A 12866-nucleotide genomic window follows, 5' to 3' on the forward strand; every position below is an offset into this window, starting at 1 on the left:
CGACATGTTGTTGTAAAAAAGGTGATAAAAAGCATTAAACCGGGCTTGCCGCGAACAGATTAAGGTGCTAAATCCCTCCCCGTGTCGGGAAGTGGCGCAGTCTGGTAGCGTACCTGCTTTGGGAGCAGGGGGCCGTGGGTTCGAATCCCGCCTTCCCGACCATTTCATCTTGAAACGGGTGATTGCATTTTCAAGTTGCCCGATTGGGTGTAGACTGAATTTTGTAACGTCGTATTTCAGCCAGTTGACAAGTTAAACGAGGGTGTCGATGAAGGTTCGTGTTTTCAAACCCGCGAAAAATGCCATGCAGTCCGGCCGCGCCGCGACCAAGCATTGGGTTATGGAATTTGAACCCCGCGCCCAAAAACTTCCGGATCATCTGATGGGCTGGATCGGGTCAACCGATACCCGTGGTCAGGTTCGGATGGAATTTGATACGCTCGAAGAAGCACAGGCGTTTGCTGCCAAGCATAATCTGATTGCCGAGATCGAACAGCCGAAAAGCCGCAAAATTCAGCTTAAATCCTATGCCGACAATTTCGCTTTCAAGCGTGTTGTCTGATTAATTTGCCGGGTTTGTTTTTCAAGCCGGACCACGGGGCGATTATCGCCCCGTTTTGCTGTGAAACCGGGTTTGAGATTGCAGTTGCACCTATGTGTGATTTGTAAATTTCCTGTAGTCCCGCTCTACGGTCCCTTAGCTCAACTGGATAGAGCAACAGACTTCTAATCTGTAGGTTGCAGGTTCAAGTCCTGCAGGGATCGCCAATAAATTCAAAGGCTTGGGAGCTTATGGTTCCCAAGCCTTTTGTTTTGGGCGCTTGCAAGTGGTGCTGCGATCAGGTTTGATCCGAGAGGGCGGTGATGCGGTGCTTTGTGTATGGTTTTGCCACGGTCCCCTGCCTTTTGCGCACACGGAATGATTGCATTTGCGCTATGGCATGCAAATTATATTAAAATGCTGCCGGTGCTATTAAAAGTCCAATTGCGCACCCCAATATGTTTATCTGTGCATTTTATGTCGAAGGTCGGTTGTGTGTGAATGCAATCAGGGTCTTATGGAATGATCGGTTATAAAGGGGTGTTTCCATTGGGCTGGCGGTTTTGTACCCGGCAACTGTTCGTAAATAATCAAGGTGTCATGTCGGGAAAGCGCGGGGTAGCGCAGTTCAATGACGGTTGTGCGGAGGGGCTCCATGTTTGGTATCCGATCTGATGCGGATCATATTCTTGACGCGATCAAGCATTCTCAAGGGACGATCGAATTTACAATTGATGGCAAAATTGTTGATGCCAACCCGCTGTTCTTAAAGCTTATGGGCTATGACCGAGCCGAGGTGGTTGGCCAGCATCATCGTATTTTCATGGCACCGGAAGATGCCGGTTCAGTAGAATATCAGGAGTTCTGGCAGCGACTTAAGGCAGGCGAATCTTTTACCGCGGTCTTTCGCCGGATTGCCCGGGACGGCCATGAGGTCTGGCTGCAGGCTACGTATAATGCGGTGCTGGATCGCCGCGGTAATCCCTGCAAGATATTCAAGATCGCGACTGATGTTACCCAGCAAAAACTGCAAAATGCCGATTATGCAGGGCAGGTTGATGCCATTCGTAAATCCCAGGCTGTGATCGAATTCGCGCTTGATGGCACGATATTGTATGCCAACGACCATTTTTTAGGGGCGATGGGGTATCGCCTTGACGAGATCAAGGGCAAGCCCCACAAAATCTTTGTGGGGGCAGAGTTTGCGAAAAGCCGGGAATATGAGGAATTCTGGAAACAGCTATCGGCAGGAAAATATATGTCTGCCGAGTATCAGCGGTTTGGCAAGGGAAACAGGGAAGTCTGGATTCAGGCATCCTACAATCCAATTTTTGACATGGCAGGGCGACTGTTCAAGGTTGTGAAATATGCTACCGACATTACAACGCAAAAAATGACGTCGCTTGATGCTGCTGCGCAAATTGCTGCCATTCATAAAGTACAGGCTGTTATCTCGTTTGATATGAACGGCAAAATTCTGGATGCCAACAAGAAATTTCTTGATCTGATGGGGTACCGGCTAGACGAGATCAAAGGCAAATATCATCAGTTGTTTGTCGAGAAACACTATGCCCAAAGTAAGGAATATCAGGAATTCTGGGCAACGTTGCGTTCCGGAGATTTTCTGGAATCGAACTACAAACGTATTGCAAAAGACGGCAAGGAAGTCTGGATCAACGCAAGTTATAACCCTGTTCTGGACCTGAACGGCAAACCGTTCAAGGTGGTTAAATTTGCTTCCGATATTACCCTTCAGGTTCATGCTCGCGGCGTTTTGGCAGGATTGGCCGAAAACTCTACGGGAAGTGCCGAGATCGTCGCCAGTTCGTCCGAGGAAATGCTGAGCTCCATTCGCGAAATTAGCTTAAACATGCAAAGAACCCAAGCTGTCGCTGACGAGATTGTTGCCAGAAGTGATGCCGCAGAACAGGTACGTGTCGATCTTGAACAAACTTCGGAAGCAATGGAGGGAGTTGTCGGTATTATTCGGGATCTGGCCGATCAGGTTAACCTGTTGGCCTTAAATGCGACAATCGAGGCGGCACGGGCCGGTGATGCGGGCAAGGGGTTTGCTGTGGTGGCAGGCGAGGTCAAAAGTCTTGCAACCCAGACGGCCAGGGCAACAGACGAGATCGCAACGCAGATTGATGCCATGCAAAAGTATTACCCGGCGGGTGACAACCTCGACACAGGATATCGCCAGTTCAGCCAGTTCTGTAAGTGATTATGTAAATGCCGTTGCTTCGGCGGTTGAGGAACAAACAGCGGTTACCAAGGACATTTCCCGCAATATCGATATCGTTTTTCAGGGAATTGTCGAACTGACAAATTGTGTGCGCGGAATTACAAAATAATCGCTGATATCATAATAGTGCTTTGCCGTTATCACACCGCAATGATGGTGTGTGTTTTGTGCCAATCACAATACTTTGCTGCATCCTTATCAAACAATAAATGATCTGCAGGTTTTGCATGGGCTGGAGGGTGTTTTTCCCGCCGTGCGACCGGTGGTTATGCGCGTGTCGCGGGGCCAGCGTTAATTACGGCGAAAGTCTGGTCAGGGCGCCTGTTTTCGCCGTGATGCCGACATGATCACACGTCACATTGCCTTTGGCTAATGGCGATGGGATGTGCCTTGATGTCGCGAAAAACGGGATGGCAGGTGTTATGTTTCGGTGTGTTGCTGATAACAGCGTTGGCGGCAGGGGCCGCTGTTGCCAATAACCGGGTCATGGTGGGAAATGCGGGTAGTGTTTCGTTGCCTGCAGTGTCACCCGATCAGGTGTTGCGCGGTAATTTTGGCCCGTTTGTACGGTCGTTAAATGATAAAACCTATGGGTATCAACAGGTGGCAGATCCCGTTCTGGCACCTGGTAATAAACCGGATGCAAGCACAACTGTGGTTGAACGGTTTGAGGTGCGGCCCGGTGATTGCGGGGGTGAAAACGCCATTGATTGTGGCCGTGACCGGGAACGTTCAGAACTAAGCGAGCGCGGCGACCGTAACCCGCAAGGTAGTTCATACTGGTATGGCTGGTCGCTTTATATCCCTGATAATTTTGCCAATGTCGCCCCGACAAAGGTGGCACTGGGCCAGTTTCATCAGGAAGGTAGTCATCCGGCGTGGATGTTTGAAATTGATCAGTCCGGTTATCACATTGACAATCATGTAACCGGCAGCAAGCCCCGGTATCACACACTGTTCAATGATGATGTTTTGCGGGGGCGTTGGCACGATATTACGGTGTATGCCCATTGGACGGAAGGTTCGGACGGTGTTTTGCAGGTATGGGCCGATAATATCCTTAAATTTGATTATCACGGGCCGACCATGACGGCGGATAAGGTTTACTTTAAGTATGGCCTGTATCGGTCCTTTGTTTCGCGTTATCAAAACGCCAATGAAACCGATAAAGTACCAGCGCAAACGGTTTATTTTAAAAATGTCAAGCGCGCCAACAGCCGATCAGAACTGTTGCAATAGAACGTTTTGTCTCTTTGAGATCATAACCTGATATCGCGAGATGATTTTAAGGTTCAAAATGGTTCTGCAGATTAACGCACGCCAAAATACCGGCCCGGACGATGGTTGATGGCGATGATCAGGTTTAAAACAGTGGCCCCGGCCAGCGACAACAGTACTTTGTCAAACGGCAATAAAAACAGGGCGCAAACCATAATACTGGCATCAATGCCGAGTTGGAAATAACCGGCACGAATGCCATGATGTTCCTGTAAATACAGGGCCAGAATATTAATACCGCCCAATCCCGCGCGATGCCGAAACAGCATTAGCAAACCAACGCCCATTAACCCCCCGCCAATAAGTGCGGCGTAAAGCGGATGCAGCATATCAACGCTGATCCAAAGGGGTGTCAGGCGGGAGAACGCTGATACCAGGCCAACAGCGATAAAGGTTTTAAGGGTAAATTCCCATCCCATGCGCTTAAAGGCCAGCCAGTAAAACGGCAGGTTCAAGGCAAAAAAGACAATGCCGAAACCAAGCCCGCTCGCATGATGGATCAAAAGGGCTGCACCCGCCGTGCTGCCGGTAATTAAAACGGCCTGCGTATAAAAGGTGATCCCCAGCGAAACAATCAATGTGCCCAGTATAAGGGCAATCGCATCTTCATACAGGCGATGCCCTGGTAAGTTTGCGGGCTTGTCTGGCGTTGGCGGCGGTGCTGCATCGGTTGTCGCACCTTCTGCCGTGTTTTGATCGGCATTTGCCGGTATCGTCGACAGGTCCGGCTGGGTTTGCTGAATTTCGGCCATTGCCACCATCATTGATATGTTTGAGGATAGCCGAATGTTACGTATTTCGCAGGTGCGAAACAAGCACGGGCATCAACGGGTCTTTTATTCGCTGTTTTATGCCTTAAATGGCAGCGTAAACGCAAAAGACCGGCCTTTTAAGGGCCGGTCCGGGTGGTTTTGTGCGGCAATTTGCGTGGGAAATTTATGCCGCATCCCATTTCGGGGCGAAATCAGGGTTGATCATGCGGCCATCGGGGCGGGCAAGGCCATTTATTTGGGCCATTTCCGCATCGCTAAGTTCGAAATCAAAAATATCAAAGTTGGCTTTGGCATTTTTGGGCGATCCCGACTTGGGAATGGCCATAACCCCATCCTGTTGCATCAACCAGCGCAGGGTTACCTGCGTTGCCGATTTGCCGTGGGTTTTACCAATCGCAATCAGGGTATCATCCTTTAGCACTTCGGCACGCGCCAGCGGGCAATAGGCGGTCAGTAACATGTCGTGCTTTTTCAGGCACGCCATCACCGCCTTTTGCGACAGGTACGGGTGATATTCTACCTGATTGCACATAAGGGGCAGATTGCTATAGGCCACCGCCTTTTCGATCAGGGCCGTTGGAAAATTTGAAATGCCGATATGTTTTGTCATGCCCAGATTGCGTACTTCGTTAAGGGCGGCAATGGTTTCCTCAAGCGGGATGTCGTCGTTGGGCCAATGCAGTAATAACAAATCAACATGGTTAAGGTCGAGCTTGCGCAGAGATTCGACTACGGACGTTTGCAGGTCGCCGCTTTGGAATTGATCGGGCCATACCTTGGTGGTTAGGAAATAATCATCGCGCGCAAGGCCGCTTGCTTTTAAGCCCCGGCCAACGCCATCTTCATTATGGTACATCTGGGCTGTATCAAAATGGCGATATCCGATCTCGGCGGCTTTTGCCACCATGGTTTCGGCGGCCTGCGGATCAAGCTGGAAGGTCCCAAAGCCAAGCGCAGGTATCGAAACCCCGTGAATGTCACGTGTGATCATGGTGCGTATCCCCTGTGTATGATTGTCATTTTGCCATGTTGATGCACAAATGGGCGTATTTTGCGGCCCTGTGATGCCTGTGCTTCAAAAACCATGGTGCAATTTAAGTGTGATTTTAATCCGAGAATTAGTTTAGATCAAATGATCTGCAACCTGTACGGGGGGATGAGGGATTGATACCTGTGCGGAAAAGGGGAGTGGAACGCCTGTAAAATCCGCTGAAAACAGGAAAAAAGCCGGCCGTGAATGCCGCGACCGGCTATAAAGTTTCAGGACTTAGAGTGAGGCTGTATCAAGCCTTCCCTAACCTGACAGGTCGACGGTGCCTATACCTTGATATGCGTCAAATTGGCTGATTTAATTGGATTTGGGGGTGTTTTGGCCCTGCGTTTCAATCGCCGCAGCATTTAATTGCAGCAAAGACTGGCGAATAACATCCGGCCCCAGATCACGGGTGATAAACACCAGTTTTGATCGATGATCATCGCTGGGCCAGGCAGGAAGGGTGGCGGGTGCATGAAATATATGTTGCACCGCATGAATGGCGACCGGTTTGTCCTCACCGGCAATGTTCAGCACGCCTTTTATCCGCAACAGATTCTCGCCGCGCATTTGGGTAAATATTTCAGCCCATGTTACAAAGGCATCCCAGTGCAGCGGTTCATCAAATGTCAGACAGAATGACGAAATATGGTCGTCATGCCGGTTTACATTATGGCTATGTTGATGATGATGTTCGTGTTCGTGTTCGTGTTCGTGTTCGTGTTCGTGTTCGTGTTCGTGTTCGTCGCTGTGATTATGCCCTGCACCCCTGTCATCGCCATAGGCTTCGTCGCGCAGCCATTTTTGCACGTCAAGCGACTTGGTTTCGGGGTTATAAAGCCCTGCATTAAACAGTTTGTCGGGGGCAATATCGCCCAAATGCACGCGATAACGTGGCGCAGCCGGGTTAAGGCTGTGCAGGCGTTTTTCCAGGGTTTCCAAATCATCCCCGGTCGCCAAATCGGCTTTGGTGATCAAAATGCGGTCGGCGACGGCAGCCTGTTTGACGCTTTCGGCATGGTCATCAAGCTGTTTGTTGCCATAAATTCCGTCAACAGTGCTTACCACGCTATCAAGGCGGAATTTGTTGATCAGAAGCGGGTCAGTCATCAGGGTATGCAGGATCGGCGCCGGGTCGGCAAGACCGGTGGTTTCAATGATCACGCGGTCAAAGGCGGCAATTTCGCCCCGTGTGCGTTTCAAAAACAAATCGCGCAAGCCGTTGATCAGATCCCCACGTACGGAACAGCAAATACAGCCGGAATTAAGTAAAACCACATCTTCGGAAATTTCGCGCACCAGTAAATGGTCCAGGCCGATTTCGCCAAATTCATTGATCAGAACGGCGGTATTGCCCATGCCCGGGTGCGATAGTAACGCATTTAGCAAGGTGGTTTTCCCACTGCCTAAAAAGCCGGTAATAACCGTTGCCGCAATACGTTCATTTTGTTCGTCCCGGATCGCCATGATCATACCTTTGTGGTCGCGATTGAAATTTGTGGAAGCGGATTATTTTTTGGTGCCATAAAGGTCTTCAACCGAAATTTCCGGCTCGGAAATAATGGTTTCCACCCCGTTGCGCACGGCAAAATAAAAACAGTTTCGCCGCCCGGTGTGGCAGGCCACCCCTTTTTGATCAACCTGCACCAAAATGGTGTCCTGGTCGCAGTCATAGCGAAAATCAACCAGACGCTGTTCCTGACCGGAGCTTTCGCCCTTGCGCCAGAGTTTGTTGCGCGACCGTGAAAAATAACAGACACGTCCGGTCGTTAACGTTTCAATCACGGCGTCACGGTTCATCCACGCCATCATTAAAACCTCGCCGCTGTCGTGCTGCTGGGCAATGGCCGGGATCAATCCCTGTTCATTAAATTTCAAACGGTCGGCAATGTCGGCAAAGGGCGCGGTCATTTGGGCGGGCTCCGGCATATCGGCAAAAGTTAAATTGTCTGTTGGCTCTTGACGAAATGATATAATATAACACTTCAATAAAAGCGATCCCTAATCGCGATCTTAATAATCACATGTCACCAGGATCTCGCAACAATGACGGACCTTTTCCCCGACAAGGGGCATGATCACGGTCGCTGTATCGATAGTGCCCTGCACCAGGCCGAAATTGTGGCCGAGGCAAACAATGCCCGCTTTACCAATATGCGTCGCCGCGTTTTTACGCTGATCTGGCAGTCACACAAGGCGATCACTGCTTATGAATTGCTCGATGCGTTGCAGGCCGAAGGGGTTCGGGCGCAGCCGCCTACGGTGTATCGGGCACTGGAATTTCTGGTCGGGTTGCGGCTTATTCACCGTATCGAATCGCTAAATGCCTATTTTGGCTGCGATATGCCTGATTGCGAACATTTGGGGCAATATTTTATTTGTCGTAATTGTGGACGTGTTGCCGAAGCCGTGAACGAAGACATGAGCCGCGCCGTACGTACCGCTGCCGGCATCGTCGGCTTTAAAATCGAAGCCACCACCATTGAAATCAAGGGGCTATGCCATGACTGTGCCGCTCATTGAGGGGCAGGAACTGTCGTTGTCTTTTGGCGGCGAGGCGGTTCTTGATAATGTCAGTCTGGCGATTTCGGCCGGTGAAATTATAACCCTGATCGGGCCAAATGGAGCGGGGAAATCCACCCTGGTCAAGGCGTTGTTGGGTTTGCAGGCTGTCGAGCGCGGCGTAATTACCCGCAAACCCGGCCTGCGCGTGGGTTATGTGCCGCAAAAACTGGCAATTGACCGGGTTTTACCGATGACGGTGAAACGGTTTTTAAACCTGACCCATCATGCCAGCCTGTCAGACCGGGTTGACGCCTTGAAACAGGTGGGGGCAAGTGCGGTTTTAAACAGCCAGATCGGCGATTTATCGGGTGGGGAAACCCAGCGTGTGATGCTGGCCCGCGCACTGTTGCGCAAACCTGATTTGCTGGTGCTCGATGAACCGACCCAGGGTGTTGATGTGGCCGGCCAGGCGGACTTGTATCGTTTGATCGAAACCATTCGCCGCGATCAGGGTTGTGCGGTTTTAATGATTTCGCATGATTTGCATCTGGTCATGGCCAAGACGGACAAGGTGGTATGTTTTAACCGCCATGTCTGTTGTTCAGGCCTGCCTGAAACCGTGCGCCAGCACCCCGAATACCGATCGCTGTTTGGCTATCAGGCCGCCGATGCCATTGGCATTTACCACCACGAGCATGATTTGTCGGGGCAGGTGGTGGGTGGTTGCGGCCATGATCACGGCCATAATCATTCCCATGGTGATACCAACCATACTACCAAAAATATGGTGAACCAGGTGGGGCAGGGCGATAAGGTCAAGGAACATTTCCATGGATAGTTTTCTGGTGCGCGCCATAACGGGTGGTGTGTTGCTGGCCCTTGTGTGTGGTCCGTTTGGCACATTCATTGTCTGGCGACGCATGGCCTTTTTTGGCGACACGCTGGCCCATGCCGCCCTGTTGGGTGTGGCTGTCGGGTTGCTGTTTGGCATTGATGTGCGTTTTGGCATGATTGTCACCTGCCTGATGGCGGCCTTGTTGCTGGCCCTTGGGCAACGGCAAAGTAAACTGGGCAGTGATACGGTTTTGGGGATGCTGGCCCATTCAACCCTGGCCCTGGGCATGGTGGCGCTGGCCTTCGTACAGGGTGTCGCGGTCGATATCATGGCCTATTTGTTCGGGGATATTCTGGCGATCAATACCACCGATTTATGGTTGCTGGGCCTTGGGGGCGGGGCTGCTGTGACCGCTCTTGTCTGGATGTGGCGACCGCTTCTGGCCTTAACCGTTTCACCCGAAATTGCCGCTGTTGAGGGGGTAAAGGTTGAATGGCTGCGGGTTGTTTTCATGTTGTTAATGGCGCTGGTGATTGGCATTGCCATTAAAATTGTTGGTGTGTTGTTAATTACGGCCTTGTTGATCGTCCCTGCCGCCAGTGCACGTTTTTTTTCGCGCACGCCCGAACAAATGGCAATCGGTGCTGCCTTGTTTGGTGTGGCAGCGGTTTTGGCCGGTATCGCGCTGTCATGGCATATCGACAGCCCGGCAGGCCCCAGCATTGTGATCTCGGCCGCAGGGTTGTTTTTAATCAGCAGTGCGATTGCCCCTGTTTTTCGCCGTCTGGCCCGTATATCGGGCTAGCCCCCGGAAAACAGGATAAATAAAAAAAACGGCGCGGAAAATAACCATCCGCGCCGTTTTTTATGATCGGTCATTACTGATTAAACCGTTTTCAACCGTTCAAATCCGGCGGTCAGATCGGCGATCAGATCGTCAGTATCTTCCAGCCCGACATGAATGCGCACCAGTTGGCCGGGGTCGTCCCACGTCGTGGCGGTGCGGATTTTTTTCGGGTCAGATGGCAAAAGCAGGCTTTCAAACCCGCCCCAGCTAAAGCCCATGCCAAACAGATCCATATGGTCCAGCATATTGGCCAGTTGTGGGCGGGTGACCGGGTGCAGGATGAAGGAAAATAGGCCGCTGGCCCCAATAAAATCACGTTTCCAGATTGCATGTCCCGGGTCATCGGGCAGGCCGGGGTGTAATACGCGGCTTACTTCGGGACGGGTTTGCAACCATTTGGCAATGGCAAGGCCGGATTCGTGATGCTGGCGCATTCGCACATTAAGGGTGCGCAACCCGCGCTGGGCCAGATAACAGTCATCCGGGCCAATTGAATCGCCCGACAAGATAACCTGCTTTTTGCAAGTGACAAAATCTTCTTCAGTGGCGGTGGTGATGGTACCCATCATGACATCGGAATGGCCGACAATGTATTTTGTACCGGCCTGAACCGATACATCCACACCCATCTCAAACGGGCGGCACAGTGTGGGCGAGGCCCAGGTGTTATCAAGCAATACCTTGGCGTTTTTGGCGTGTGCGGCCTTGGCAATGGCCGGGATATCCTGCATTTCAAAGGTCAGCGACCCGGGGCTTTCGCACCAGATGACGGTGGTATTATCGCGGATAAGACCGGCAATATCAGCCCCCAGCGTTGGGTCGTAATATTCGACATCGACGCCAAATTTTTTCAAAAACGTATTGGCAAGGTTGCGGGTAGGGAAATAGGTGCTGTCCGAGATCAGCACATGGTCGCCGGGTTTAACGAATGCCAGAATGGCATTGGTAATGGCTGCAACCCCTGATGACAGGCAGAGGGTGGCGTGGCCGCCTTCCAGCTCGGCAATGGCTTCTTCCAGCAAATAGCGCGTCGGGGTGCCATGACGGCCATAAAAGCTGTTGCCGTGCGGGAAGGGCGAGGCGTTGTCCAGGGCTTCAAGGTTTTCAAACAAAATGGTCGAGGCATGTAAAACCGGCGGGTTGACCACACCATGATATTCGCTGGACCGGCGCCCGGCATGAACCAGCCGTGTCGATGATTTAAAATTTTTGTCAGTAGACATAAGGCATTTCTCCTTGCCGCTAATAAGGCGACCAATGTGTCATTTGTTCGCTAAGACAAAGCATCTCAAGGCATTGGGATCAAGGATTTTTACGGTAATTTGATGTGGATATGGGCCAGATCTTGCATGTTGGTTGCCCGGTGCGGCCTGTTTGCCGTACACGGGCGATGGTGTAAATTTGTCCCTGCGATTGCGGCTCGCATCGAGGATGATAAATGATGTAAAACCGCTATCAGCTTTGCAAGGGAGGTTTTGTGCTTCAGCTTCAGGATTTTCGGGCAGCCCGCCGTATGATTTCGCCTCACATGCGTGTCACGCCGGTTTTTGCCATTGGTCAGCCCGATTTTGGGGCGGCTTATAAAAACGGTGGTGTCACATTCCCCGATTTGTTTTTGAAACTGGAGAATTTGCAGATTTCAGGGTCATTCAAGGCGCGTGGGGCGATGAATGCAGCGCTTAACCTTGAAGGGGATGTTCTAAAAAACGGGCTTGTTACGGCATCGGGCGGCAACCATGGCATGGGGGTTATCAACGCGGCACGTGTTTTAAATGTGCCGGTTAAAATATTTTTGCCAACCAACACACCCAAGCCCAAGGTCACTAAACTGCGAAAATCGGGTGTTGATGTAACATTGTACGGTGCCGTCTGGGACGAGGCCAACCATGCCGCCATCGCCCATGCGCGCGAAACCGGTATGGCCTATATCCATCCTTTTGCCGACCCTAATGTTATTGCGGGGCAGGGGACAATTGCGCTGGAACTGCTCGAACAGCGTGCCGATCTTGATACGCTGGTGGTGGCCGTTGGGGGCGGCGGGCTGATTTCCGGTGTGGCAACAGCGGCAAAAATGCTGCGTCCCGGTATTCGCATTATCGGGGTTGAACCTGTAGGAGCCCCGACCCTGTTTGAAAGCCTGAAAAACAACGAAGTAGTTACATTGCCTTCGGTCAATACCGCAGCAACCAGTTTGGCCCCCCGCCAGTCATCTGCATTAAATGTCGATTTGATCGGTAAAAATGTCGATCGTATTGTCCTGGTATCGGACGATGAAATGCGCGCCGCCGCAGGCTGGATGTGGCGTGATCTGGGGTTGTCGGTTGAATTGTCGGCAGCCGCCGGGATTGCCGCGGTAATGCACGGGCGACTTGGCTATGTTGACCCGGGCAAAACCGGCATTATCGTGTGTGGCACCGGAACTGACGGACAATAGGTAACAGTCTCTTACCGGGCATGAGATTATCGATCAGGCAATAAAAAAGGACGAAACCTTGCGGTCTCGTCCTTTTTTAAACCAGCATTCCCCGATAAAGGGGATGCGGAAAACAGCGTCGCAAACCGCGATGCAATAACGCAGGCGGGTAATAACCCGCCGTGGCGTAAATTACATTTTCGGTTCGATGACCTGACGACCACGGTACATACCGGTCTTCAGGTCAACGTGGTGCGGGCGATGCAGTTCGCCGGTTTCTTTGTCTTCGCGGTACGAGCCCGCGGCGAGCTTGTCATGTGAGCGACGCATGCCCTGACGGGACTTGGTCACTTTACTTTTTGGCACTGCCATGGGTCATAATCCTCAGGCTTGGGT

13 protein-coding genes and 2 tRNA genes are annotated in these 12866 nt (G+C 51.6%); 9 read left to right on the forward strand and 6 right to left on the reverse strand.

Annotated features, from left to right (window positions below):
• Positions 1 to 85 precede the first annotated feature (85 nt).
• The 5 genes from THS27_RS17895 to THS27_RS17915 all read left to right on the forward strand — a co-directional run bounded on the left by THS27_RS17895 (position 86) and on the right by THS27_RS17915 (position 4025).
• Positions 86 to 162 (forward strand) — tRNA-Pro (locus tag THS27_RS17895).
• Between the two features lie 106 nt (positions 163 to 268).
• A complete protein-coding gene (locus tag THS27_RS17900) occupies positions 269 to 562 on the forward strand; it encodes an ETC complex I subunit (RefSeq protein ID WP_085593328.1) in 294 nt (97 codons plus the stop codon).
• Positions 563 to 691: 129 nt separating this feature from the next.
• Positions 692 to 768, forward strand: a tRNA-Arg gene (locus THS27_RS17905).
• A 428-nt stretch (positions 769 to 1196) separates the two neighbouring features.
• Entirely contained in the window at positions 1197 to 2765 is a 1569-nt protein-coding gene (locus THS27_RS17910) for a PAS domain-containing methyl-accepting chemotaxis protein (protein WP_168184935.1), read from the forward strand.
• Between the two features lie 414 nt (positions 2766 to 3179).
• Positions 3180 to 4025 carry a polysaccharide lyase gene (locus THS27_RS17915; RefSeq protein ID WP_210402938.1) on the forward strand — a complete coding sequence of 282 codons (846 nt, stop codon included), beginning with the start codon at positions 3180 to 3182 and terminating at the stop codon, positions 4023 to 4025.
• A 71-nt stretch (positions 4026 to 4096) separates the two neighbouring features.
• On the opposite strand, the gene THS27_RS17920 is transcribed toward THS27_RS17915, so the two are convergent.
• From THS27_RS17920 to hisI, 4 genes are all read right to left on the reverse strand, one after another.
• Positions 4097 to 4816 carry a YitT family protein gene (locus THS27_RS17920; protein WP_085593379.1) on the reverse strand — a complete coding sequence of 240 codons (720 nt, stop codon included), beginning with the start codon at positions 4814 to 4816 and terminating at the stop codon, positions 4097 to 4099.
• 184 nt (positions 4817 to 5000) lie between these two features.
• The gene (locus tag THS27_RS17925) at positions 5001 to 5828 is read right to left on the reverse strand and encodes an aldo/keto reductase (RefSeq protein WP_085593330.1); all 828 of its coding nucleotides are present in this window, start codon (positions 5826 to 5828) and stop codon (positions 5001 to 5003) included.
• Positions 5829 to 6185: 357 nt separating this feature from the next.
• A complete protein-coding gene (locus tag THS27_RS17930) occupies positions 6186 to 7337 on the reverse strand; it encodes a GTP-binding protein (RefSeq protein WP_085593332.1) in 1152 nt (383 codons plus the stop codon).
• Positions 7338 to 7379: 42 nt separating this feature from the next.
• Complete coding sequence (gene hisI / locus THS27_RS17935) at positions 7380 to 7781, reverse strand: phosphoribosyl-AMP cyclohydrolase (RefSeq protein ID WP_210402939.1); 402 nt, start codon at positions 7779 to 7781, stop codon at positions 7380 to 7382.
• Between the two features lie 135 nt (positions 7782 to 7916).
• Here hisI and THS27_RS17940 point away from each other — a divergent pair, with 135 nt between their 5' ends.
• Genes THS27_RS17940 through THS27_RS17950 form a run of 3 tightly spaced genes read left to right on the forward strand, consistent with a single transcriptional unit; the run spans position 7917 to position 10015 of the window.
• A complete protein-coding gene (locus tag THS27_RS17940) occupies positions 7917 to 8393 on the forward strand; it encodes a Fur family transcriptional regulator (protein WP_085593334.1) in 477 nt (158 codons plus the stop codon).
• Positions 8374 to 9213, forward strand: a complete 840-nt coding sequence (znuC, locus tag THS27_RS17945; RefSeq protein ID WP_085593336.1) for a zinc ABC transporter ATP-binding protein ZnuC — start codon at positions 8374 to 8376, stop codon at positions 9211 to 9213. The genes THS27_RS17940 and znuC overlap by 20 nt, the downstream gene beginning before the upstream one ends.
• Positions 9206 to 10015 carry an iron chelate uptake ABC transporter family permease subunit gene (locus tag THS27_RS17950; RefSeq protein WP_085593338.1) on the forward strand — a complete coding sequence of 270 codons (810 nt, stop codon included), beginning with the start codon at positions 9206 to 9208 and terminating at the stop codon, positions 10013 to 10015. Before znuC ends, THS27_RS17950 begins: the two co-directional genes overlap by 8 nt.
• A gap of 80 nt (positions 10016 to 10095) precedes the next feature.
• Here the strand turns inward: THS27_RS17950 and metC are convergent, their stop codons facing one another.
• The gene (metC, locus tag THS27_RS17955) at positions 10096 to 11280 is read right to left on the reverse strand and encodes a cystathionine beta-lyase (protein WP_085593340.1); all 1185 of its coding nucleotides are present in this window, start codon (positions 11278 to 11280) and stop codon (positions 10096 to 10098) included.
• A gap of 254 nt (positions 11281 to 11534) precedes the next feature.
• Here metC and THS27_RS17960 point away from each other — a divergent pair, with 254 nt between their 5' ends.
• Positions 11535 to 12491, forward strand: a complete 957-nt coding sequence (locus THS27_RS17960; RefSeq protein WP_085593342.1) for a threonine/serine dehydratase — start codon at positions 11535 to 11537, stop codon at positions 12489 to 12491.
• Between the two features lie 171 nt (positions 12492 to 12662).
• On the opposite strand, the gene rpmF is transcribed toward THS27_RS17960, so the two are convergent.
• A complete protein-coding gene (rpmF, locus tag THS27_RS17965; RefSeq protein WP_085593343.1) occupies positions 12663 to 12842 on the reverse strand; it encodes a 50S ribosomal protein L32 in 180 nt (59 codons plus the stop codon).
• Between the last annotated feature and the right edge of the window lie 24 nt (positions 12843 to 12866).

Source organism: Thalassospira sp. MCCC 1A01428, from assembly GCF_002115825.1.
In the GTDB taxonomy this organism is placed as follows: Bacteria; Pseudomonadota; Alphaproteobacteria; order Rhodospirillales; family Thalassospiraceae; genus Thalassospira.